Source organism: Pseudomonas sp. NC02, from assembly GCF_002874965.1.
GTDB lineage: Bacteria > Pseudomonadota > Gammaproteobacteria > Pseudomonadales > Pseudomonadaceae > Aquipseudomonas.
The window spans coordinates 4216200-4238109 of the sequence record NZ_CP025624.1; the positions used below are offsets into that span (position 1 = coordinate 4216200).

The 21910-nt window shown below is 62.1% G+C and carries 20 protein-coding genes; 4 read left to right on the top strand and 16 right to left on the bottom strand.

Annotated features, from left to right (window positions below; all coding sequences use genetic code 11):
• Positions 1 to 98 precede the first annotated feature (98 nt).
• The 5 genes from C0058_RS19835 to C0058_RS19855 all read right to left on the bottom strand — a co-directional run bounded on the left by C0058_RS19835 (position 99) and on the right by C0058_RS19855 (position 5443).
• Entirely contained in the window at positions 99 to 278 is a 180-nt protein-coding gene (locus C0058_RS19835; RefSeq protein ID WP_003211212.1) for a hypothetical protein, read from the bottom strand.
• A 156-nt stretch (positions 279 to 434) separates the two neighbouring features.
• On the bottom strand, positions 435 to 1610 hold the full coding sequence (locus tag C0058_RS19840; protein WP_008435939.1) for a lactonase family protein: 1176 nt from the start codon (positions 1608 to 1610) through the stop codon (positions 435 to 437).
• Positions 1597 to 1893 (bottom strand): DUF5629 family protein, encoded by a 297-nt coding sequence (locus tag C0058_RS19845; protein WP_102369393.1) that lies wholly within the window; start codon positions 1891 to 1893, stop codon positions 1597 to 1599. Before C0058_RS19845 ends, C0058_RS19840 begins: the two co-directional genes overlap by 14 nt.
• Positions 1894 to 2011: 118 nt before the next feature.
• Positions 2012 to 4387, bottom strand: a complete 2376-nt coding sequence (locus C0058_RS19850; RefSeq protein ID WP_003211205.1) for an RND family transporter — start codon at positions 4385 to 4387, stop codon at positions 2012 to 2014.
• Positions 4388 to 4402: 15 nt separating this feature from the next.
• Positions 4403 to 5443: a YCF48-related protein gene (locus C0058_RS19855; RefSeq protein ID WP_003211203.1), complete on the bottom strand. Its 1041-nt coding sequence runs from the start codon at positions 5441 to 5443 to the stop codon at positions 4403 to 4405.
• Positions 5444 to 5871: 428 nt separating this feature from the next.
• Between C0058_RS19855 and C0058_RS19860 the strand changes: the two genes are divergently transcribed.
• Complete coding sequence (locus C0058_RS19860; RefSeq protein ID WP_102369394.1) at positions 5872 to 6987, top strand: Gfo/Idh/MocA family protein; 1116 nt, start codon at positions 5872 to 5874, stop codon at positions 6985 to 6987.
• A gap of 102 nt (positions 6988 to 7089) precedes the next feature.
• Here C0058_RS19860 and C0058_RS19865 read toward each other — a convergent pair whose 3' ends face one another.
• From C0058_RS19865 to C0058_RS19885, 5 genes are all read right to left on the bottom strand, one after another.
• The gene (locus C0058_RS19865; protein ID WP_102369395.1) at positions 7090 to 10203 is read right to left on the bottom strand and encodes an efflux RND transporter permease subunit; all 3114 of its coding nucleotides are present in this window, start codon (positions 10201 to 10203) and stop codon (positions 7090 to 7092) included.
• Positions 10200 to 11471 carry an efflux RND transporter periplasmic adaptor subunit gene (locus C0058_RS19870; protein ID WP_102369396.1) on the bottom strand — a complete coding sequence of 424 codons (1272 nt, stop codon included), beginning with the start codon at positions 11469 to 11471 and terminating at the stop codon, positions 10200 to 10202. The genes C0058_RS19865 and C0058_RS19870 overlap by 4 nt, the downstream gene beginning before the upstream one ends.
• Positions 11464 to 12702 carry a TolC family protein gene (locus C0058_RS19875; protein WP_102369397.1) on the bottom strand — a complete coding sequence of 413 codons (1239 nt, stop codon included), beginning with the start codon at positions 12700 to 12702 and terminating at the stop codon, positions 11464 to 11466. Before C0058_RS19875 ends, C0058_RS19870 begins: the two co-directional genes overlap by 8 nt.
• 96 nt (positions 12703 to 12798) lie before the next feature.
• Entirely contained in the window at positions 12799 to 13143 is a 345-nt protein-coding gene (locus C0058_RS19880; protein ID WP_102369398.1) for a hypothetical protein, read from the bottom strand.
• Between the two features lie 297 nt (positions 13144 to 13440).
• The gene (locus C0058_RS19885) at positions 13441 to 14346 is read right to left on the bottom strand and encodes a hypothetical protein (protein WP_003219728.1); all 906 of its coding nucleotides are present in this window, start codon (positions 14344 to 14346) and stop codon (positions 13441 to 13443) included.
• 368 nt (positions 14347 to 14714) lie between these two features.
• On the opposite strand from C0058_RS19885, the gene C0058_RS19890 reads away from it, so the two are divergent.
• Both C0058_RS19890 and C0058_RS19895 read left to right on the top strand, forming a co-directional pair.
• Positions 14715 to 15398 carry a response regulator transcription factor gene (locus C0058_RS19890; RefSeq protein ID WP_003219726.1) on the top strand — a complete coding sequence of 228 codons (684 nt, stop codon included), beginning with the start codon at positions 14715 to 14717 and terminating at the stop codon, positions 15396 to 15398.
• Positions 15376 to 16773: a cell wall metabolism sensor histidine kinase WalK gene (locus C0058_RS19895; RefSeq protein WP_102369399.1), complete on the top strand. Its 1398-nt coding sequence runs from the start codon at positions 15376 to 15378 to the stop codon at positions 16771 to 16773. Before C0058_RS19890 ends, C0058_RS19895 begins: the two co-directional genes overlap by 23 nt.
• A gap of 126 nt (positions 16774 to 16899) precedes the next feature.
• Here the strand turns inward: C0058_RS19895 and C0058_RS19900 are convergent, their stop codons facing one another.
• Genes C0058_RS19900 through C0058_RS19910 form a run of 3 tightly spaced genes read right to left on the bottom strand, consistent with a single transcriptional unit; the run spans position 16900 to position 19164 of the window.
• Entirely contained in the window at positions 16900 to 17316 is a 417-nt protein-coding gene (locus C0058_RS19900) for an SRPBCC family protein (protein ID WP_102369400.1), read from the bottom strand.
• Positions 17317 to 17345: 29 nt separating this feature from the next.
• Positions 17346 to 18143 (bottom strand): SDR family NAD(P)-dependent oxidoreductase, encoded by a 798-nt coding sequence (locus C0058_RS19905; RefSeq protein WP_003219722.1) that lies wholly within the window; start codon positions 18141 to 18143, stop codon positions 17346 to 17348.
• Between the two features lie 16 nt (positions 18144 to 18159).
• Positions 18160 to 19164: an aldo/keto reductase gene (locus C0058_RS19910; RefSeq protein ID WP_102369401.1), complete on the bottom strand. Its 1005-nt coding sequence runs from the start codon at positions 19162 to 19164 to the stop codon at positions 18160 to 18162.
• Positions 19165 to 19282: 118 nt separating this feature from the next.
• Between C0058_RS19910 and C0058_RS19915 the strand changes: the two genes are divergently transcribed.
• The gene (locus tag C0058_RS19915) at positions 19283 to 20248 is read left to right on the top strand and encodes a LysR substrate-binding domain-containing protein (RefSeq protein WP_102369402.1); all 966 of its coding nucleotides are present in this window, start codon (positions 19283 to 19285) and stop codon (positions 20246 to 20248) included.
• A 154-nt stretch (positions 20249 to 20402) separates the two neighbouring features.
• Here the strand turns inward: C0058_RS19915 and C0058_RS19920 are convergent, their stop codons facing one another.
• Genes C0058_RS19920 through C0058_RS19930 form a run of 3 tightly spaced genes read right to left on the bottom strand, consistent with a single transcriptional unit; the run spans position 20403 to position 21885 of the window.
• The gene (locus tag C0058_RS19920; RefSeq protein WP_008435977.1) at positions 20403 to 20879 is read right to left on the bottom strand and encodes a periplasmic heavy metal sensor; all 477 of its coding nucleotides are present in this window, start codon (positions 20877 to 20879) and stop codon (positions 20403 to 20405) included.
• Positions 20876 to 21307 carry a hypothetical protein gene (locus C0058_RS19925; RefSeq protein WP_003219715.1) on the bottom strand — a complete coding sequence of 144 codons (432 nt, stop codon included), beginning with the start codon at positions 21305 to 21307 and terminating at the stop codon, positions 20876 to 20878. Before C0058_RS19925 ends, C0058_RS19920 begins: the two co-directional genes overlap by 4 nt.
• Positions 21304 to 21885, bottom strand: a complete 582-nt coding sequence (locus C0058_RS19930) for an RNA polymerase sigma factor (RefSeq protein ID WP_087694119.1) — start codon at positions 21883 to 21885, stop codon at positions 21304 to 21306. Before C0058_RS19930 ends, C0058_RS19925 begins: the two co-directional genes overlap by 4 nt.
• Positions 21886 to 21910 lie beyond the last annotated feature (25 nt).

The following is a 21910-nucleotide window of genomic DNA, read 5'->3' on the forward strand; positions in this document are numbered from 1 at the left end:
GCTCGCGAAGGCGGTGTATCAGTCAGCCCATGTATAGACTGACCCGGCGCTTTCGCGAGCAAGCCCGCTCCCACATTTGATCTTCATCAGCTTCAAGATCAGTTCTGGATTTTGTGGTCCAGCGCTGCATAGAAGTTGGCGCTTTGTTGCAGGTATTTCTGGGTGTAGGCGCTGGTGCTGGTTTTTTTGCTGCTGATTTCAACACTGGCGCTGGCTGGCAACGCTACGGTGGCGGAAACAGCGGAAGCGGCGATGATCGAGAAAAGATTGAAGTTCATGTCGGTAACCCTTGTGTTCGGTTGGCTTGGTGGCCTGTGTTGGCCTTGGAACCAAACTTACGCCCGAGGGGTTAGCCTTAGAAATTCATTGAAACACTAGCCGCTATTAATAGTATTAATACAACAAGTCAGGCCCCGCACTGCGGGGCCTGTGGCTTATTGCCGCACCAGGAACTTGAGGTCGCTGGGGGCATCAATCGCCAGTTTCTGCACGGTTTTGCCCAAAAGACCGGTCTTGGGATCGCGCTCGACGACCACAATCTCGTTGCTCTTCTGGTTGGCGATCAGCAGGAACTTGCCGCTGGGGTCCAGGGCGAACTCCCGGGGATGGTCGCCTTCCACCGATCGGCGCTGGATCTCTTTGAGCTGCGCAGTGGCCGGGTCGATGGCAAACACCAACATCTGGTTGGCGGTGCCACGGTTGCTCACGTAGAGGAACTTGCCGTCGCTTGAGGTGTGCAGTGCAGCACCGGCCTTGTCGGACACCGGCTGGCCATCCGCGAAGTTGACCAGTTGCTTCTGGGTCAGCTTGCCATCGTTGTAGTCGAACACCGCCACTTGCGCGCTCATCTCGGTGGTCAGCCAGGCGTGCTTGCCGTCTGCGGTGAACAGCAGGTGCCGCGGGCCGCTGCCCGGTGGCAATTGCACAAACGCAGGGTCGGCCGGGGTCAGCGGCAGTTCATGGTTGGCCTTGGGGTCGTAGTGGTAGGCAAAGATCTTGTCCGCCCCCAGGTCCTGGACAAACACGTATTTGCCGTCCGGCGAAGACACCACCGAATGCACGTGGTTGGACGCCTGGCGCTCCGGGTTGACCCGGCTGGCCGGGTGCCCGCTCAACTGCACCGGCGGCGACAGCTTGCCTTCGGTGTCTAGCGGCAGCACCGCGAGGCTGCCGCCCGGATCTTCCAGCACCGAATAGTTGGCCACGAACAGGTAGCGCCCGTCACTGGCCAGGCTGGAATGGGTCGGCTCGTTGCCCAGGCTCTGCACCTGGTTGATCAGGGTCAGTTGATGGTTCTTCGGGTCGATGCTGTAGCTGCTGACGCGCCCCACCGGGTCTTTTTGGCCCGGGCCGTTTTCGTTGACCACAAACAGGTGCTTCTGGTCCTTGGACAGGGTCAGCCACGACGGGTTGGCCGCCTTGGCGGCGAGCACCGGCTGGCCGCTGAACTGCCCGGTACGGCTGTCGAACTGCAAACGGTAGATACCTTCGCTGGTGCCGGCGGTGTAGCTGCCAACGAGCAATTCATAGGTGTCCACCGGCGCGGCCTGGACCGACATCGCGCCTACGCTGCCGGCCATCAGCAGGGGCCAGAATTTACGCATCATCATCCGCTTCATCCTCGTCATTATTGTTGCCGGTGACGCCGCTCATGCAGACCAGGCGGTGTTCGCCCGAGTCACCGGTAAGGGTCCAGCTTTGCAGGGTTTGATCAAAGGTCGCCGCCTTGACTTGCTCCAGGGTGAAACTCCAGCGCTTCTCGGCGCGACCGTCCATGCAGATGATCAATAACGTCTGGTCATCCAGGCTGAAATCGAAGCTGTGCAGGCCATCGATTTCGACCATCTGGCAGTCTTCAAAAGCGTCGGGCAAGGTAGCGGTGTCGGCAGTCATAACCATCAATCATCAAGAGGAAAGACCTCATGATAGGTCAAATCGTTGCATCGGCCTAAGCCCGCGCAATGCAAAACGCCGTGGCACAGGCCACGGCGTTTTGGCAAACAGCGTTGGATCAGTGGGCGAACAACGAATTGCCCTTCTGCCCCGCCAGCTTCTCGGGCTTGATCAGGAAGCGTGCCAGCGCCGGCAGCAGCCACAACGCGCCGAACATGTTCCACAGCAGCATGAAGGTCAGCATCAGCCCCATGTCGGCCTGGAACTTGATGGCCGAGAAGATCCAGGTGCATACGCCGATTGCCAGGCACAGGCCGGTGAATAGCACGGCTTTACCGGTGGACTTGAGCGTCTGGTAATAGGCTTCCTGCAACGGCAGGCCGGCCCGCAGGAAACTCTCCAGGCGGCTGTAGATGTAGATGCCATAGTCCACGCCAATCCCCACCCCCAGCGCCACCACCGGCAAGGTCGCGACCTTGACGCCGATGCCCATGAACGCCATCAGCGCGTTGCCCAGCACCGAGGTCAGCACCAGCGGCAGCACGATGCACAGGGTCGCCGCCCACGAGCGGAAGGTGATCATGCACATGGTGGCCACGCACAGGTACACCAGGATCAGGATGGTCAGCTCGGACTCCTTGATCACCTCGTTGGTGGCCGCCTCGATCCCGGCGTTACCGGCGGCGAGGATGAATTCCAGGCCGTCCTTGTTGTTCTCTTTCGCGAAGTCCTGCACCGCATGCACCGCGCGGTCGAGGGTTTCGGCCTTGTGGTCGTTGAGGAACACCAGCACCGGCGCCAGCGAACAGTTGTTGTTATACAGGCCATCGGCACGGGCAATGGAGTTGTTCAGCACGTCCGGGTTGCGCGACAGGGTTTCCCATTTCAGGTTGCCCTCGTTCATGCCCTTGATCATCTGTTTGGACACGGTGACCAGCGAGATGGCCGACTGCACGCCTTCGGTGTTCTGCATCTTCCACATCAACTGGTCGATGGGCGCCATGGCTTCATACCGCGAGCAGCCTTCGGGCGGAGTCTTGACCATCACCACCAGCACGTCGGAGCTGGTGGAGTAGTTGTTGATGATGAAATTGTTGTCCTTGTTGTAGCGCGAGTCCGGGCGCAGCTCCGGCGCGCCCTGGTCGAGGTCACCGATCTTCAGGTTCTGGCTGTACCAGAGGCCGCCACCGAAGGCGATCAGCGCCAGGGCTATCGACACCGGCGCGACCTTGGGGCTGGCGAACTTAGACAGCAGGCGCCAGAACGGGTGTTCGCGGTGCGCATCCTTCTTGCTCTTGGCGATGGCGCGCTTGCTGATGCCGACATAGGAGATCGCCACCGGCAGCAGGATCAGGTTGGTGAACACGATGACCGCCACCCCCACCGAAGCACCGATTGCCAGCTCGCGGATCACGCCGATATCGATGATCAAGAGGGTGATAAAACCGACCGCATCGGCGAGGATCGCGATCATGCCCGGCAGGAACAGCTGGCGGAAGGTACGCCGGGCCGCGGTCAGGGCGTTGTCGGCATCACTGGATTGCAGGGCGATGCCGTTGATCTTCTGTACGCCGTGGGAAATACCGATGGCGAAGATCAGGAACGGCACGAGCATCGAGTAGGGATCCAGCCCGAAACCCAGGGCATGCATCAGCCCGAGCTGCCAGATCACCGCCACCAGCGTGGTGCTCAACACCGCGACGGTACTGCGCAGGCAGTTGGTAAACCACAGCAGCAGCACCAGGGTGATGACGAAGGCGATACCGAAGAACATCACCACCATCACCAGGCCGTCGATCAGGTCGCCGACCTTCTTGGCAAAACCGACAATGTGGATCTTGACGTTGGGGTTCTGCGCTTCGAACTTGTCGCGGATCTTGTCTTCGAGCTCATGGGAGAACTTGCGGTAGTCCAGGGCCAGCAGCTTGCCCTGGTCCTGTGGGTCCGGATAGGACTCCAGCAGCGGAATGTCGACGATGCTCGACTTGAAGTCGTTGGCCACCAACCGCCCGACCTGCCCGGACTTCAGCACGTTGTTGCGCAACTGGTCGAGGCTTTCCGGCGAGCCGTTGTAGCTCTGCGGGATCACTTCACCGCCGGCAAAGCCTTCTTCGGTAACTTCGGTCCAGCGCACGCTGGGGCTCCACAGGGACTTGAGGCCGGAGCGGTCGACGCCGGAGATGTAGAACACCTCGTCGTTGATCTGGCGCAGGGTCTCCATGTACTCCTTCGTGAAGATGTCACCGTCCTTGGCCTCCACCGAAATGCGCACCGTGTTGCCCAGGTTCGCCAGGTCATTGCGGTGCTCCATCATCCTCTCGATGAAGGGGTGCTGGAGGGGGATCATTTTTTCGAAGCTGGTGGACGGGCGAATCAACGTCGCCTGCCAGAACAGGAAAATACTCACCAGCAGGCAGATCGTGATGACTGCCGGGCGGTTATTGAAAATCAGGCGCTCGAGAAACGTGGCCTTGTCGTTGTGATGACTGCTCATGGTGTCCCCGCCTTCTTATTGTTTTGTCGGCTCGGCGCCGGTTGGACTGGCCACGCGAACGCCGCCCTGCCCCGCCAGAATCAAGTTGCCGTTGCCCGCCGCGGTGACCGCCGACAGCGAAATGCGGTCCGGGCGATTGAATACGCTGAAGGTCAGGCCGTCGTCGTGGCTGACCACCACGCTGCCACCATTGCCCACTACCACGATGGAACCGTCGTCCAGCAGGGTCGCCCCCGACAAACCGAACTCCAGCGCGCCACGAGTGGCGTTCAGCTCCACCGGCTCCCAGGTGCTGCCAAAATCCGTGGAGCGGAACAGGTTGCCACGCAGGCCGTAGGCCAACAGCGTCTGCGCCTGGGCGGTGCCGATCACGCCGAACAGCGAGCCCTCGTAGGGGCCTTCGAGTTTTTCCCACGTTTGCCCCTCGTCATGGGAGCGGAACATGCTGCCCTGCTCACCGACGATAAACAGCCCGGCGTCTTTCACCTGGGCGATGGCGTTGAGGTGGTATTGGTCTTCGTTGTCGAGGCGGTCGCTGACGTCGTCCCAGGTCTTGCCCCCGTCGGTGGTTTCGATCAGCGCACCGTAGGCACCCACGGCAAAGCCGTTGCTGGCGTCCTTGAACCAGACGTCGAGCAGCGGTGCTTCGCGCTTGAGGTCCTGGAATTGTTGGGTCCAGGTCACGCCGCCGTCGGTGGTGGCGAGGATCTGTGCGTCATGGCCCACCGCCCAGCCGTGTTGGTCGTCGGCGAAAAACACGGCGGTCAGCAGTTGCCGGGTGGGGACTTTGGCTTGAGTCCAGGTGGCGCCCTGGTCGTCGGAATAGAGGATGTGCCCGCGATCACCGACCGCGACCAGGCGCTTGCCTGCGTGGACCACGTCGATCATCAGGCTTTTGGCGGCCTTGGGGGAGTCAATGGCGAACACCGCGGCGGCGGTGGTTTCTGTGGCGGCATGGGCCGGTGTCGACAACGCGACAACCCCCAGCAACGAGAGCGCTGTGGCCAGCAATGCGACCCTGCGCGTGGCCTTCGGGCGGAAAAACACCACACCCATGACAGGCTCACTCATAGACCTTTCTCCCATTTATTATTGTTAGGTCGTCTTGCCGTGGGGAGCCCTGAAACCTGCAATCTAGAGCGCCTTGGGCAAGCTGGGCCATCCTAGCGGGCTTTGGAATCGTCTGACAATCGGCGCTACGTTATGTTTTGTTAACTGGAGGGGTTTGGGTCGGTGCTGAATGTAGTGCTATCAGCGGCGGTGATCCGTGGAGGGGGGCTGTTGGGGTGAGGGGGCTTGCTTCCGCTGGAGTGCGCAGCGCTCCTACGCTTTTTGGGGCCGCTGCGCAGCCCAGCGGGAGCAAGCTCCCTCGCCACGGGATGAATGGAGAGCCCTGGAATGAATTTTTATTCTATGTGTTGAGTTTTGGGAATATTTATTCCATAAATAGGCTTCTCAATACAATAATTCGAAGGAACCCGGCTATGCGCGAACTCGGAATCGGCCTGATTGGTACAGGCTTTATGGGGCGTGCCCACGCCTTGGCGTTCAATAACGCGCGGGCGGTGTTCGAGCTGCCGGTGAAGCTCACGCTGGCCGCCCTGGCCGATGCCGATACCGAGCGCGCAATACGCTGCGCCAATGACTGGGGGTTTGCCCAGGCCCATGGCGACTGGCAGCAGTTGATTGACGATCCCAAGGTGGATGTTGTCGCCATCACTACTCCCAACCATTTGCACTACCCCATGGCCATGGCTGCACTGGCGGCAGGCAAGGCGGTGTATTGCGAGAAGCCGCTGGCGGTGAGCCTGGAGCAGGCGGCCGCGATGCGTGATGCGGCGAGCAAGGCCGGGGTGGTGACGCGGGTGGGTTACAACTATCAGCACAACCCGATGATTGGTTTGGCCCGGCAGTTGATCGCCCGCGGTGAGTTGGGGGAGATCATCAGTTTTCAGGGGGAGTTCAGCGAGGATTTCATGGCGGATTCGGCGTCGCCGTGGTCGTGGCGCTGTGAGGTGGGACATGCCGGCGGTGCGTTGGCGGATCTGGGCAGCCATTTACTGTCCATGGCGCGCTATTTGGTGGGGGATGTGGTGAGTGTGTGTGCCGATACGCAAACGGTGCACGGGCAGCGGCCTGCCACCGCCGGAAGTGAGACGCTGCGGGAGATTGCGGTGGATGACCAGGTGCATGCGTTGTTGCGGTTTGCCAATGGGGCACGGGGGACGGTGAGCAGTAGCTGGCTGAAGCATGGGTATAAGAATCACCTGAGCTTTGAGATCAGTGGCACGCGGGGCACGTTGTTGTTTGATCAGGAACGGTTGAATGAATTGCAGCTGTTTCGGGTTGGGCAGGAGGGATTTCAGCGGGTGTTGGCGGGGCCTTCGTTGCCAGGGTATGCGGCGTTCAGTCCGGCGCCGGGGCATCAGTTGGGGTACAACGAGTTGAAGACGCTGGAGGTGCATGAGTTGGTGATGGCGTTGGCCGGCAAGGGCAGTGACGGGACGGATTTCGCGGCGGCTTGGGAGGTTGAGCGGTTGGCCACGGCGATTCGGGTGGCGGCCAAGGAGGAGCGGTGGGTCAGGCTGAATGAGGTCTAAATGTGGGAGCGGGCTTGCTCGCGAACGCGGTGGGTCAGCCACGGCATCTGGCGACTGACACACCGCTTTCGCGAGCAAGCCCGCTCCCACATTTGATTGTCGTTAGCTTTTGGATTTGCGCATTAGCCTATATGCCGCCGGGATGACGAAGAGGGAGAGCAAGGGCGCTGTGAGCATGCCGCCAATCATGGGCGCGGCAATCCGGCTCATGACTTCGCTGCCGGTGCCGCCGCCTAAAAGGATCGGCAGCAAGCCGGCGATGATTACGGCCACGGTCATCGCCTTGGGCCGTACGCGTAATACGGCACCTTCGGTGATGGCTTCCAGCAGGGCCTGGTCCCCTCCTCCCTGGCGTTCGGCCCAGGCGTTTTTCAAATACAGCAGCATGATCACGCCAAACTCCGCCGACACCCCCGCCAACGCGATAAATCCAACACCCGTCGCCACCGACAGGTTGAAGCCCAGCCAGTACAGCAACCACACCCCACCCGTCAGCGCGAACGGCAACGTGGCGAGGATCAGCAGCGCCTCATCCACCCGCCGGAACGTCAGGTACAGCAGCACGAAGATGATCAGCAAGGTCGCCGGCACCACCAGTTTCAGGCGCGCATTGGCCCGCTCCAGGAACTCGAACTGCCCCGAGTAGCTGAGGCTCATGCCCGGTTGCAGTTGCACGTTCTGGTTGATCGCCTCGCGCAAGTCCTTCACCACCGACGCCAGGTCGCGATCACGCACGTCAATGTACACCCAGCCGGAAGGCCGGGCGTTTTCGCTCTTGAGCATCGGCGGGCCTTCGCTGACCTTGATCCTGGCCACGGTGCCCAGGGTGATCTGGCTGCCTGACGGCGTATAGATCGGCAGGTTGCTCATCGCGCTCACCGAGTCGCGCCATTCTTTCGGGTAGCGCAGGTTGATGGGAAACCGCGCCAAGCCTTCGACGGTCTCGCCGATGTTTTCCCCGCCAATCGCCCCGGAGACAATGGACTGCACATCGGTGATGTTCAGGCCATAACGCGCGGCGGCCGGGCGGTCGATATCCACGTCGATGTAGCGCCCGCCCGTCAGGCGTTCCGCCAGCGCCGAGCTGACGCCGGGCACCGTCTTGGCGACCTTTTCCACGGCCTGGGTCACGGCGTCGATGTCCATCAGGCTGGAACCCGCGACCTTCACGCCGATCGGGCTTTTGACCCCGGTGGCGAGCATGTCGATACGGTTGCGGATTGGCGGAATCCAGATGTTGGTCAGCCCCGGCACCTGCACCACCCGGTCGAGTTCCTTCACCAGTTTTTCCGGAGTCATGCCGGGGCGCCATTGGTCTCGCGGCTTGAACTCGATGGTGGTTTCGAACATTTCCAGCGGCGCCGGGTCGGTGGCCGTTTCTGCGCGGCCGGCCTTGCCGAACACGTGGGCGACTTCCGGCACGCTCTTGATCAAGCGGTCTGTACGTTGCAGCAATGCGCCGGCAGTTTGCGTCGACAAACCAGGCAACGCCGACGGCATATACAACAGGTCACCCTCATCCAGCGGCGGCAGGAATTCACCGCCCAGGTGCGACACCGGCCATAGCGCACTGGCGACCATCAGCAGCGCGACCAGCAAGGTCATGCGCGGCCAGCGCAACACCGCGTCGAGGGCCGGTTGGTAGAGTTTGATCAGGCCGCGATTCAGCGGGTTGCGTTGCTCATCGGGAATACGCCCGCGAATCCAGTAGCCCATCAGCACCGGGATCAGGGTCACCGACAACCCCGCCGCAGCGGCCATGGCATAGGTCTTGGTGTAGGCCAGCGGCCCGAACAAGCGGCCTTCCTGGGCTTGCAGGGTGAACACCGGGATAAACGACAAGGTGATGATCAGCAGGCAGAAAAACAACGCCGGCCCCACCTCCACTGCCGCATCGGTGATGACCTTCCAATGCGCCTCCCCCTTCAATTCCTGGTTCGGATGCGCGTGGTGCCAGGCTTCGATTTTCTTGTGGGCATTCTCGATCATCACCACCGCGCCATCGACCATCGCGCCGATGGCAATCGCAATCCCGCCCAGGGACATGATGTTCGCGTTGATGCCCTGGAAGCGCATGACGATAAAGGCAATCAACACCCCCACCGGCAACGAAATGATCGCCACCAGCGAGGAGCGCAGGTGCCACAGGAAGATCCCGCACACCAGCGCCACCACCAGGAACTCTTCGAGCAGCTTGTGGCTGAGGTTGTCCACGGCGCGATCGATGAGTTTGCTGCGATCGTAGGTGGTGACGATTTCCACCCCGGGCGGCAGGCTGGTTTGCAGTTGCTCCAGCTTGGTCTTGACCGCCGCGATGGCCTCGCGGGCGTTCTTGCCGCTGCGCAGGATCACCACGCCGCCCACCGCCTCGCCTTCGCCATCCAGTTCACTGATGCCCCGGCGCATGTCCGGGCCCAGCTGGATCGTCGCCACATCCCCAAGGGTCACCGGCACGTTGTGGGTGTCGAGCCGCAGGGGAATGCCGCGAAAGTCCTCCAGGGTTTTCAGGTAGCCGGACGCACGCACCATGTATTCCGACTCACCCATGTTCAGCACCGAACCGCCGGTTTCCTGGTTGGCCTTGCCGATGGCTTCCACCACCTGGGCCTGGGTAATGCCGCGACTGGCCAGGGCCAGCGGGTCGATCTGCACCTGGTACTGCTTGACCTGGCCGCCGATGGTCGCCACTTCGGCGACATTGGGCAGGGTCTTGAGCTCGAACTTGAGGAACCAGTCCTGCAACGAGCGCAGTTGCGCCAGGTCGTGTTTGCCGGTGCGGTCCACCAGCGCGTACTGGTAGATCCAGCCGACACCGGTGGCATCCGGGCCCAGCGCCGGCTTGGCCGACGCCGGCAAACGCGCCTGCAACTGGCTCAGGTATTCCAGCACCCGCGAGCGCGCCCAATACAGGTCGGTGCCCTCGTCGAACAGCACGTAGACGTAGCTGTCGCCGAAGAACGAAAAGCCACGCACGGTCTTCGCCCCCGGCACCGAGAGCATGGTGGTGGTCATCGGGTAAGTGACCTGGTTCTCGACAATCTGCGGGGCCTGGCCCGGGTACGGCGTGCGGATGATCACCTGCACATCCGACAGGTCCGGCAAGGCGTCCACCGGGGTGTTCTGGATCGCCCACAAACCCCAGGCCGTCACGAATAAAGTCGCCAACAACACCAAAAAGCGGTTGGCCACCGACCAGCGAATCAACAGGGCGATCATGGCCGGGCTCCCGGTTGCATGCTCATGCCGTCCATGGCCCCCTCATCTGAAAAACCGCCGGACGATTGAGTGGTAATTCCCTTCAAACTTGCTTCGGAGTCCAGCAGAAATTGACCGGAGGCCACCACCTGCTGGCCTTCCTGCAGGCCGGCGAGGATGACGGTGTTGTCCTGGTTTTCTGCACCTACCTGGACTTCTACCGGGCGATATCGCCCGCCCTCCTCGGCCACCATCACCAGCTCGCGTTTGCCGGTGCGAATCAACGCCTCGCTCGGCAGCAACAGCACCGATTGGCCGCTGGATTGGGCCAGGCGCACCTGGGCGGTCATACCGGGGCGCAACATACCGTCAGGGTTGGGCAGTTCGACCCGAACCTGCACGGTGCGGCTGTCCATGGCAGTTGCCGGCAGAATCGCGGCTACGGTGCCTTTGACGACTTGTCCCGGCAACCCGACAAAACGGCTCTCGACCGTTTGCCCAACGGCCAGCGCGGCGCCCTGGGCTTCAGGCACGGCGACCTGCAGCCACACGGTGCCCAGGCCATTGACCCGCGCCAGGGTTTGGCCCGCCGCGACGGTCATGCCTTCGCGTACGTCGAGGGTTTGCAACGCGCCGCCCAGCGGGGTGGTGATGGTCATCACCGATTGCGCTCGGCCGCTGCGCTCCATCTGCGTGATCAGCCCGGCGGGCATGCCACTCAGGCGCAGGCGCTGGCGGGCGGCAGCCAACAAACCTGGATCGCTGTGTCGCAGAGCAAGGAACTCTTCCTGAGCGGCGGCCCATTCGGGCACCAGAATGTCCGCCAGGGGCGCCTGGGCCTTGAGCACATCCCCCGGCGCACGGGCGTAAACCCGCTCGACAAATCCGGCAGCGCGCGCCTGCACCACCGCCACATCGCGGTCGTTGAAGGCGAGGATTCCCGACAGCTCAAGACTCGACGCCAGCACCCCACGGCTGACGCTCGCCAGGCGCACGCCGATGTTCTGGGTCAGGCTGGGGTCGATCTGAATCGCCGCACTCTCCTCGGCGCCACCGGCGTAGCGCGGCACCAGTTGCATGTCCATGAAGGGCGACTTGCCCGGCTTGTCGAATTTTTGCTGCGGGTACATCGGGTCGTACCAGTACAGCGCCTTTTTCTCGTCCGGCGCCTGCATCGTCCCGGCCATGGCCGGCTGTGCCTCGCGTGTCTGCGCCAGCCAATAGCCGCCACCCAGACCCAGCAGCAGGACGCCGCCCAACAGGGCCATATTCACGATTCGGTTATTCATTGGCGGGTTCCCCGTAAGCGAAATACAGCTGGGCGCCGGTCAGGGCACGCTGCTCAATGGCGTCAATCTGTTTGAAGCGCGCCTCGACCCACTCGCGGCGGGCGCTGACCACGCTCATCAGGTCGCCCTTGCCCGCGCGATACCCCGCCAGGCTCAGCGACAATTTCTCCTCGGCCAGCGGCACCAGGCTGTCCTGGCTGCGCTGCACGGCGCGGTCCAGGCGCTGGTAGTTGGCCAGGTCGTCTTCGAGTTCCTGGGTATGTTCACGGGTCTTGGCTTCGCGTTCGGCGTCCAGTTGGTCGAGTTCGGCCTGCTTGGCGGCGATACCGGGGTCCTGCCGGCGACCGGGGAAGATCGGCAAATCGAAGGTGAATTGCAGGCTGACCATGTCCCCGTACTCACGGCCTCGGTGCTGGTAGTCCACTTCCCAACTCCAGTCCGAAGTCTTTTGCGCCTTGGCCTCGTTCAGCCGGGCTTCGGCCTCGCGGGTGCGCGGTGCAAAGGCTTGCAGAACCGGGTGCTGGTGCAGGTTGTGGGTGAAGCCGGTGGTGTCGATTTTCCAGTTCGGCAATTGCCCGCTGGGGGCTTCGCTGGCGGCCGGGCCGATCCAGCGCTTGAGGGCCGCCCGGGCCTGGGCGCGTTGCTGGATCAGCTCATCCTCGCGCTCGGCCAGGTCAGCCGCTTCCTGCTTCGGGATCACGACGTCGGAAGGCTGCCCGCGACCGCCGGCCAGTTGCGCACGCACGGTGTCTTGCAGCAGGCGATTCTGCTGATAGAAGTCCTTGAACAGTGCCTCTTTGCGCTCCACCGCATAGGCGCGAATCCACGCCTGGGCGGTGGCCTGACGCACATTCAAGCGCTCGATCCGGCCTTCGGCGGCAGCCGTGTCCACGCTGGCCGACGCCAACTCAACCCGTGCCTTGCGCTTGTCGCGGCTGGGCACTTGTTGCTGGATGCCGATCATTTGTTCGGTCATGTCATCGCCATACAGCGTGCCGCGATTGGGCCCGCCAATGGGGAAATTTTGCAGGCCTACTACCAGTTTCGGGTCCGGCAGTTCGCCGGCCGGAATCGCCGCCTGGGTCGCGGCCTGCAATTTGGAGGATTCAGCCGTCAGCGACGGCGCGTTGTTTTGCGCCAGGCGCAAGGCCTCATCCAGGGTCAGCGCAGACGCCAGCGTCGGCCACGCCAGCACGCCCATCACCAGGGCACGCACGCATAGGAAATTCATCTTGAAGTGTCCTGTTCTGTTGCGCTGCGCACCGCTTTACGCGGCCCACAGCAAGGCCGTCCCGGTTCAGGGACGAGTCTTCAGGTGCAACAGGATTCAGCTACGGGGCGGGCGCCAGACGCCGGACGGCGTGCGGTCGGGAATGAAGTCGGAAGAGACGCTGACAACTAGCGCATTGGAAGCAGTCACCGGGGCCTTGAGCACCGGCATCGACAATTGCAGCATGCCGCCGGTCTTGCACTCCTGGCCGGGCTTGCAGCTTTTGCCGTGGTCGGCAGCTGCGCCGTCCTGGCAACAGTCAGGGGCCATGTCGCTCATCATCTGCATGTCGGACATCTGCATCGGGCACGGCTCGGTGCTCGACGGCACACCCGCCATCCCGGTCAGAGGAAGCGCAAGACTCAACAGCAGGACCAGGAAAAAACGCAGATAGCGGCTCATGGGACGGGAGCTTAGCCAAAAGGCGGTTAAGCAACAATTAACAAAATCCGGAGATTTCGCCTTCGCCCGGAATGCAGCAACGACACAAAACAAAATGTGGGAGCGGGCTTGCTCGCGAAAACGGTGTATCAGCCAATCCATATGTGACTGATACACCGCTTTCGCGAGCAAGCCCGCTCCCACATGGGGACCGAGCAAGCCTGAGGATCAGTGCATGAAGATCGCGATCAGGATAATGACCGGGATAGGCACACCGAGGAAAAACAGCAGTAATGAGCGCATGACGTTCTCCTTGAATTAACGAACGGAAGTGGTGTGGGGAGTGGTTTCCAGATACACCACGGCATCCCGGCGACGACCACCAAAGGTTGCAGCGAGGCTGGCAAAAAACGCACCGATCAACAGCGCCACGAAGGTCCACAGCGACGTGTAGGCAGCCACTTTTGCAGCCGTGTCGGCAGCCTGCTTGGCTTTCAACTTGGCGTCATCCAGGGCTTTTTGAGCCTGGCCATAGACCTGGTCAACACGCGCCTCGGCATCGGCCTGGCTGAGGTTGGTCCGCTGGCTGATCAACTGTGCAAGGTACGCACGGTCTTCAGGTGCCAGCTGACCATTGTTGCTCACGGTACGAGCGAAGATGCGAGCGACCACACCATGCACCGCGTCATCACTGACGGCGGCCGGGCGATCATCACGGAACAGGCTGTCGACGTAGTAGCCAAAGTCTTCGCCCTTGGAGGCAGCGCCAGCCACCTGGCTCATGCCACTGACGGCACCCGAGGCCACACTGGCACCGGCCTTCACACCACCGCTGACCACACTGCTGACCGAACCGACGATCAGCACCGCCGTCACCAGTGTCGCCACGGCCCAGGCCAGGAAGCCATGGGCGGTGTCGCGAAAGTACACCTCATCGCCGTGCATATTGGCCCATTTCACCCGCAGGCGACCGGCGATGTAACCGCCCATCCCCGACGCGATGATTTGCGTAACCGCCAGCCAGACAATGGTAGAAATGCCAAGCCCTTTGGCGCTGATGCCACTGTCGGCCCACGGCGACACCGCCGAAAAGCCCAGGCCGAAGCCCAGCAGTACCAGAATCAAGGACAGCGCAGCCGCGGCAGCGGCCCCGGCAAAGATCGCGCCCCAGGAAACCCCGGAGAGCGTGCTCGACTCTTGCAGCGTGGATGAGGATGTAATCATTGTTGTTTTGCTCCAGGCATGAAAAATAGTGTTACAAGTCTCAAAAGGGACAGTGCAGGCGACGTGCCAGAAGCTCGAAAATTAAAACTTCATATATTTCAACAACTTAATTAAGTTGAACTAATTCGAACCATGCAACTTGCAAGAAATGGCCCGGAGCGGCGGGCGTATTGCATTCCTCGTAGGAAATAACCCGTACGCCCCCCATGGCATGCAAAAAATCCTACACACACAGCGTTCGTTCAGATTCAGCGGGTTATGGTGAATTGTGTCGTTTGTGCCTACATAAATTTTTATTTAGGAAGCGGGCTATCATTTCTTGGCAAAATGCCCGCACTTCAGTGTGAATCGCTCACCAGGTAATCCTTATGACCCGCATTTTGACCATCGAGGACGACGCCGTAACGGCCCGCGAGATCGTTGCCGAGCTGAGTAGCCATGGACTGGACGTAGACTGGGTAGACAATGGCCGCGAAGGCCTGGTCCGTGCCGTCAGCGGTGATTACGACCTGATCACCCTCGACCGCATGCTCCCGGAACTGGATGGCCTGGCCATCGTCACCACCCTGCGCACCATCGGCGTATCCACGCCGATCCTGATGATCAGCGCCCTCTCCGATGTGGATGAACGGGTGCGTGGCCTGCGGGCCGGTGGTGATGACTACCTGACCAAACCGTTCGCCTCCGACGAAATGGCCGCCCGCGTCGAAGTGCTGCTGCGGCGCAAAAGCACGGTCAAGGAGTTTGAAACTGCCTTGCGCGTGGCGGATCTGGAACTGAACCTGATCAGCCGTGAAGCCAGCCGCGCCGAACAGCCCCTGAGCCTGTTGCCGACCGAATACAAACTGCTGGAATTCCTGATGCGCAACACCGGGCAAATCCTCTCGCGGATGATGATCTTCGAGGAAGTCTGGGGTTATCACTTCGACCCGGGCACCAACCTGATCGACGTGCACATCGGTCGCCTGCGCAAAAAAATCGACCCGCCGGGCCTCACGCCGCTGATCCGCACGGTACGAGGTTCCGGGTATGTCATTGCTGAACCCCTCTAAAGGCTGGCGCTCTTCCAGCAGCCGGCTGCTGGCGCTCTACAGTTCGTTGTTCGTGGCCTGGAGCTGCATCCTCATGGGCGTGCTGTACTACGAGGTGTCCGGTTACCTGGGCGACCTCTCGCGCCACTCCCTGATGCAGCGCCAGCACCTGTTCCAGCGGTTTGACGGCGAAGAGCTGGTGGAAGCCCTGACCACCAGCATGACCTTCGACATGAAGGGCGTTGACGCCTACGGCCTGTTCGACAATCAGTTCAACCCCATCAGCGGCCCGATCCGCGTGATACCGCCCGACCTGCCAATGGACGGGCACATCCATGCCCTGGCCAACTGCATCGACTCCGACGACCCGAAACTGCCGCGCGACAGCTGCGACGCCGTAGCCACCCACACCGAAGACGGCCGCTGGCTGATCCTGGTGCGGGCCAACGGCTCGCTGTTCGGCGTGACGCGGATCATCCTGCACGCCTTGCTGTGGGGGATCACCCTGACGATCATTCCCGGCGCGGCCGGCTGGCACCTGCTCAGGCGGCGCCCGTTGCGGCGGATTCGCGGGATCCAGGCGAGTGCCGAAGCCATCGTGGCCGGCGACCTGACCCACCGTTTGCCATTGTCCGACCGACGCGACGAACTGGACATGCTGGCAGCCATCGTCAACGCGATGCTCGACCGTATCGAGAAGCTGATGAACGAGGTCAAGGGCGTGTGCGACAACATCGCCCACGACCTGCGCACCCCGCTCACGCGCCTGCGGGCGCAGCTGTACCGAATCCAGCAACAGGCTGATGAAGACGCGCCCCACGCCCTGCAACTGGACGCGGCCATCGCCGAGACCGACACCTTGATGGCGCGTTTTCGCGGCCTGCTGCGGATTTCCGAACTGGAAGACCATCAGCGCCGCTCGGGCTTTCTGGTGCTTGATCCCCTGCCCTTGCTGCAGGAACTCCACGACTTCTACCTGCCCCTGGCAGAAGAAGGCGAGATGGAACTGCTGCTGCAAGTGCCGGCCTCGTTACCGTGGATCACCGGCGATCGCGCCTTGCTGTTCGAAGCCCTGGCCAACCTGCTGAGCAACTCGATCAAATTCACCCCGCCGGGCGGCGAAGTGATCCTGCGAGGCGTGAACGATGCCGGCAGCACCCGCATCGAAGTGCTCGACTCCGGGCCCGGGATTCCGGCGGCGGAACGTGCGGCAGTGTTCCAGCGTTTTTATCGAGTGGACGAAGGCAATCAACAGCAAGGCGGGTTTGGGTTGGGGCTGTCGATTGTGGCGGCGATCATCAACCTGCACGGTTTCAAACTGGAAGTCGGCAGCAGCGAACGAGGCGGCGCGAAGCTGATCCTCGAATGCCGCCAACAACTGATGCCCGAAGCCTGAAGCCTGAAGAACACCACAAAACCAATGTGGGAGCGGGCTTGCTCGCGAATGCGGAGTGTCAGTCAACCCATCTGGCACTGATCCACCGCATTCGCGAGCAAGCCCGCTCCCACATTTGATCTTCATTCAGCCCGGAAAATTACCGCGCAACGCATCCAGCCCGCCGCTGTAGACACCGCTGAACAACTCCTCCACCGCCGCATCCGTCACACCGGCCACCGGAGTAAACACGCCCGACCAGGTCACCTTCGCGGAGCTGTCACCCAGCGCCTCAACCTTCAACGTCGCCAGATACTCACTCACCGGAAACGGCGACTCGCTGATCGAATAACTGTAGGTACGCGCTGCATCATCAAAGCGTTGCAACCGTTCCACCACCACCCCGCCATCCGCCGTTTGCAGGTGGCGCACGCGCCCGCCTTCACTCGGCTCGCTCTTGACGATAAAGGGCAGCCAGTCCGGCAGCGAATTGAAGCCGCCGACCAATTGCCAAACCTGTTCGGCCGAAACCGGGATTTCAATAACAGCAGATGCTTTTGCCACGATTAACACTCCAAACCATTCAAGAAAAATCAGATCGCCATGCTGTCGACAACACCGCCGTCGACCCGCAACGCGGCACCGGTGGTGGCAGAGGACAACGGTGAAGCAATGTACGCCACCAGATTCGCCACTTCATCCACATTCGCTGCGCGCTGGATGATCGACGTCGGCCGCGCATTGCGCACAAACACATCGGCCTCGTCCCGCGCACTGCGCCCGGACTTGGCCACGGCGTCCTTGAGCATGTGCTCCAGGCCATCGGTAAAGGTCGGCCCCGGCAGGATCGCATTGACCGTCACCCCGGTGCCCGCCAGGCGTTTGGCCAAGCCATGGGACACCGCCAGGTTGGCGCTTTTGGTCACGCCGTAATTGATCATGTCAGCCGGCGTTGCCACCCCGGATTCCGACGACACAAAGATCACCCGGCCCCAGCCCTGCTCGACCATGCCCGGCGTGTAATGCCGCGACAAACGCACACCGGAGATCACGTTGACCTCGTAGAAACGCGTCCACTCGCTGTCGGGAGCGTCAAAAAAATCGACGTCGTTGAAGATCCCGAGGTTGTTCACCAGGATGTCGGCGCGCGGCTCGGCGGCGAACAGCTTTTCAGCGCCCTCGGCCGTACCGAGGTCCGCCACCAGCCCACGCAGATCCGCGCCGGGCACGGCCTGGCGAATGGTCGCCAGCGCCTCGTCGACCTTGCCCGATTCACGGCCGATCACCACCACCGTAGCGCCGGATTGCGCCAGCGCCTGGCTGATGCCCAGGCCTATGCCGGCGGTGCTGCCACTGACGATTGCGACCTTGCCACTGATATCAATTTTCATGTTCGCGTTCCTGTGGTTAGAGCGGCAACGGTGCACGGGCCGAAATCAATCGTGCCTCGCGCAGGGCCTGCCAAAAGGCTGCGGGAATCTTCTCTGACAACGCCGCGACGTCTTCAGCAATGCGCCCCGGACGACTGGCACCCGGAATCACTGCGGCCACTGCCGGGTGAGCCAGGGAGAATTGCAGTGCAGCGGCTTTCACACTCACGCCATGGGCCGCGGCAATCGCCTTGATCTGCTCGACCTTGCTGATGATCGCCGGGCTGGCTTTCTGGTACTCAAAATGTGCGCCGCCCGCCAGGATCCCGGAGCTGTAAGGGCCACCGACCACGATCTCGACGTTCTGCGCCTGGGCTGCATCCATCAAGCGCTGCAAGGCGCGTTCATGGTCGAGCAAGGTGTAGCGACCGGCAAGCAGGAAACCGTCGGGCTGGGCTTCGGCCAGGTCCAGGGTCAACTCGCAAGGCTCGACCCGATTGACGCCCAGGCCCCAGGCCTTGATCACGCCTTCTTCACGCAGGCGGGTCAGCACCTTGAAAGCACCGGTGCGCGCCTGATTGAAGTAGTCCAGCCATTGATCGCCGTAGAAATCCTGGGCGATGTCGTGAATCCACACGATGTCGAGGCGGTAGGTTTGCAGGCGGTTGAGGCTGTCTTCGATGGAGCGCAGGGTGGCATCGGCGCTGTAGTCGTTGACCATCTTGTTCGGCCGGCCATGTTCAAACACGCCGCTTTTCTCGCCGAGGTCGCGGGCGCTTTCTTCCACTTCATCCAGGATCACCCGGCCGACCTTGGTGCTGAGCACATAGTCGTCACGGTTGTACTTGGACAGGGCCTGGCCCAGGCGGATTTCCGAGAGGCCCGAGCCGTAGAACGGTGCGGTGTCGAAGTAACGCACGCCCTGGTTCCAGGCTGCTTCAACGGTGGCTTGCGCCTCCTCTTCAGGAATCGCACGGAACATGTTGCCCAAGGGGGCGGTGCCAAAACCCAGCACGCCGGGCAGTTTGTCTTTCAAGCTCATGGGGTAAATCCTCAAGATTGTTCAAGGTCGCTGTGTTGACCGTTGAGCAGATCGTAGATTGCAGAGATCGGACCGTCCAAGACATACTGCGACCAACTTGAGTCCCTTAAGGTCTGACATGATCGACTTCCGCCAATTGCGCTACTTCGTTGTAGTCGCTGAAGAAGAACACGTGGGGCGTGCTGCCGAACGGTTGCACATCTCCCAATCGCCCCTGAGCCGGCAGATTGCCCAATTGGAAGAACGCTTGGGCCTGACCCTGTTCGAGCGCAGCCAACAGCGCATCCGCCTGACCCGCGACGGCCAGACGTTCCTCGCCGAAACCAAGGCGCTGCTGACCCACGCCAACCGCCTGGAGTCATTGGGCCGGCGATTGGGTAAAGGCGAAGAAGGCGGACTGTGCATCGGCTACATCGAAAACGCCATGCACGCGGGGGTGCTGCCCAACGGCCTGAAGGTACTGCGTGACGCGCGGCCCAACGTGCATATCGCCCTGTACAACCTGCCCTCCATCGAGCAACTGGAAGGCCTGCGCCAACGCAGCCTGGATATCGCTCTGGTGGGTGAACCACCGGCGGCGGATGACCCGGACCTGATTGCATTGCAAGTGTTGGACGATCCGATGCTGCTGGCGCTGCCCGAGCAGCATCCGCTGGCCAGCGTCAGCGAGTTGCTGCCTGAGCATCTGGCCGAGCAGCAATGGATTGGCGTGCAGCGCAAAGCGGGTGCAAACCCGGCGGATGACTTTGTTGCGGCGTGCATTCGGGCAGGGTTTACCCCGCAGATTCCGATGGAGGCCAGCGAGCCGTTTACCGCGTTGGGATTGGTGGCGTCGGGGCTAGGTATCGCGATGGTGCAAAAGGGCTTGAGCCGCAATGCACCGCCGGGCGTTGTGCTGCGAGAACTGCCGTGGCTGACCTACACCACGCCGCTGTGGGCGGCGTGGCATCGGATCAACTTGCGGCCGCTGGTGGAGACGTTCAGGAAAGTCCTGACAGAGCCCCTATCACCTGTGGGAGCCGGGCTTACCCGCGATGCAGGCACCTCGGTCTGTCAGTCAGACCCAGGCGATGCCATCCGGTGATTAATGCTCGTTCCCACGCTCTGCGTGGGAACGCATACCGTGACGCTCCGCGTCACCACTGCGCAAGACTTGAACCTTGCATCGCCAATTGGACGCAGAGCGTCCGGGGCGGCATTCCCACGCAGAGCGTGGGAACGATCATCCGTCGCTCGTCTCAGTTACTTCTGGCGACCTTGCCCTTCGCCTGCCCCTTCATATACAACGCCTCCACCAACCGCTGGCGCTCATCCCGGGGCAAGGTGCTGGCGAACTGCGCCAGGGTGTTGTCCACCAGCGCCCTGAGCGCCATGTCCGCCTCCCGGGCCTTGCCCAAATCCGTCACCAACGCCTCACGGTCGAGAGTCGGCGCCTCCAGTTGCTTGATCACGTCCAGCCGCGCCTCGCGCCCGGCAAGTACCAGCGGCTGGCTGTCGGCGCGGTTCTGGCGCAACAACTGGCGCAGTTCCTTGCGCCGTTCCGGCGGCAGCTTGACCATCGCCTGGCGCAGGCCATGCTGGTTCACCACCGCCTCGGCGGGCTTGGTATTCGCCAACCAATGGTACAAGCCACCGCCGACACCGCCGATCAAAAACACGTTGAACAACACCGACACAACCAGCAGCGGCTTCAGGTACTTGGGTGACGGGGTCATTGCTCGCTTTCCTCGGCGTTGACGGTGAAGACGACTTCGGCGTCGCCCTGGTCGAAGACACTCGGCAGTACTTCAGGGCCAAGCATGGGCAACGGCACGCTCAACGACGCCACCAGGATTCCGGCGGCGACCCCGGCGATGCCCACGCCAACAAAACCGGCCGGCGACAGCCAGCCGGCGTAGCGCGCCCAGAAGGACTGGCGCTGGGGAAACGATTGGCGAATCTGCCGCGCCAGCGCCGGGTCGACGGGTGCCAGTTGATAGCCGTCCAGCTGGCCGTCGAGCCATCGCGCCTGATGCAGCACCTCAAGGAGGCTGGCATCGCCTGCATCCAGCAGGGCCTGGGCCTCGGCCTGTTCGGCGCGCGGCCAACGGTGCAAGTGGCCGCCGTAAGCCTCGGCCAATTGGGCAAATCGTTCAGGCGTCATGGTTTTCCCCTTCCTGGGCGGGCGGGCCCGGGTGTGTCGTCAAGGTAACTGCGCAGGTTGCGCCGGGCCCGTGACAGCAAGCTCTCCAGTGCCTCGACGCTGATGTTCATCAGCGCCGCGGCGTCGATATTCGACAGCTCTTGGTAATACTGCAACACAATCGCCTCACGCTGGCGATCAGGCAGCGACGCTAACGCCGCCGCCATGTGCTCACTGCGGGCGGCCGCTTCCAGCTGTTCATCGGGCGCAGGCGCTGTGTCGACCACCTCGCTCATCGCCTCCTCATCGTGCAGCGGGCGCTCCTTGCGCCGACGCAAATGGTCGTGGCACAGGTTGAGTGCCACGCGGTGCAGCCAGGTGTCGAAACGCGCTTCGCCACTGCGCCAGCTTGCAGCCTGGCGCCAGATACGCAGAAAGCTTTCCTGGGCCACGTCCCTGGCCTCGTCGGCATCCCCGAGGATCCGACTGGCGAGCGCGAGCAAACGCGGCAGTTTGCGCGTCACCATTTCGTTGATGGCCGCCGGTTCGTTGTTACCGATGCGGGCCAACAGCTCAACGTCCGGATCAGTGTCTTTCAATAGGGCAAGTCTCGGTCCGGTGGCT

What these genes read in the sequence shown, in the direction of transcription:
- C0058_RS19880 (WP_102369398.1), bottom strand. Translation starts at nt 13,143, where the DNA reads ATGAGCCGCTATCTGCGTTTTTTCCTGGTCCTGCTGTTGAGTCTTGCG.
- C0058_RS19920 (WP_008435977.1), bottom strand. Translation starts at nt 20,879, where the DNA reads ATGACCCCGTCACCCAAGTACCTGAAGCCGCTGCTGGTTGTGTCGGTG.
- C0058_RS19890 (WP_003219726.1), top strand. Translation starts at nt 14,715, where the DNA reads ATGACCCGCATTTTGACCATCGAGGACGACGCCGTAACGGCCCGCGAG.
- C0058_RS19845 (WP_102369393.1), bottom strand. Translation starts at nt 1,893, where the DNA reads ATGACTGCCGACACCGCTACCTTGCCCGACGCTTTTGAAGACTGCCAG.
- C0058_RS19840 (WP_008435939.1), bottom strand. Translation starts at nt 1,610, where the DNA reads ATGATGATGCGTAAATTCTGGCCCCTGCTGATGGCCGGCAGCGTAGGC.
- C0058_RS19910 (WP_102369401.1), bottom strand. Translation starts at nt 19,164, where the DNA reads ATGAGCTTGAAAGACAAACTGCCCGGCGTGCTGGGTTTTGGCACCGCC.
- C0058_RS19855 (WP_003211203.1), bottom strand. Translation starts at nt 5,443, where the DNA reads ATGGGTGTGGTGTTTTTCCGCCCGAAGGCCACGCGCAGGGTCGCATTG.
- C0058_RS19870 (WP_102369396.1), bottom strand. Translation starts at nt 11,471, where the DNA reads ATGAATAACCGAATCGTGAATATGGCCCTGTTGGGCGGCGTCCTGCTG.
- C0058_RS19860 (WP_102369394.1), top strand. Translation starts at nt 5,872, where the DNA reads ATGCGCGAACTCGGAATCGGCCTGATTGGTACAGGCTTTATGGGGCGT.
- C0058_RS19905 (WP_003219722.1), bottom strand. Translation starts at nt 18,143, where the DNA reads ATGAAAATTGATATCAGTGGCAAGGTCGCAATCGTCAGTGGCAGCACC.
- C0058_RS19925 (WP_003219715.1), bottom strand. Translation starts at nt 21,307, where the DNA reads ATGACGCCTGAACGATTTGCCCAATTGGCCGAGGCTTACGGCGGCCAC.
- C0058_RS19885 (WP_003219728.1), bottom strand. Translation starts at nt 14,346, where the DNA reads ATGATTACATCCTCATCCACGCTGCAAGAGTCGAGCACGCTCTCCGGG.
- C0058_RS19915 (WP_102369402.1), top strand. Translation starts at nt 19,283, where the DNA reads ATGATCGACTTCCGCCAATTGCGCTACTTCGTTGTAGTCGCTGAAGAA.
- C0058_RS19875 (WP_102369397.1), bottom strand. Translation starts at nt 12,702, where the DNA reads ATGAATTTCCTATGCGTGCGTGCCCTGGTGATGGGCGTGCTGGCGTGG.
- C0058_RS19895 (WP_102369399.1), top strand. Translation starts at nt 15,376, where the DNA reads ATGTCATTGCTGAACCCCTCTAAAGGCTGGCGCTCTTCCAGCAGCCGG.
- C0058_RS19850 (WP_003211205.1), bottom strand. Translation starts at nt 4,387, where the DNA reads ATGAGCAGTCATCACAACGACAAGGCCACGTTTCTCGAGCGCCTGATT.
- C0058_RS19835 (WP_003211212.1), bottom strand. Translation starts at nt 278, where the DNA reads ATGAACTTCAATCTTTTCTCGATCATCGCCGCTTCCGCTGTTTCCGCC.
- C0058_RS19865 (WP_102369395.1), bottom strand. Translation starts at nt 10,203, where the DNA reads ATGATCGCCCTGTTGATTCGCTGGTCGGTGGCCAACCGCTTTTTGGTG.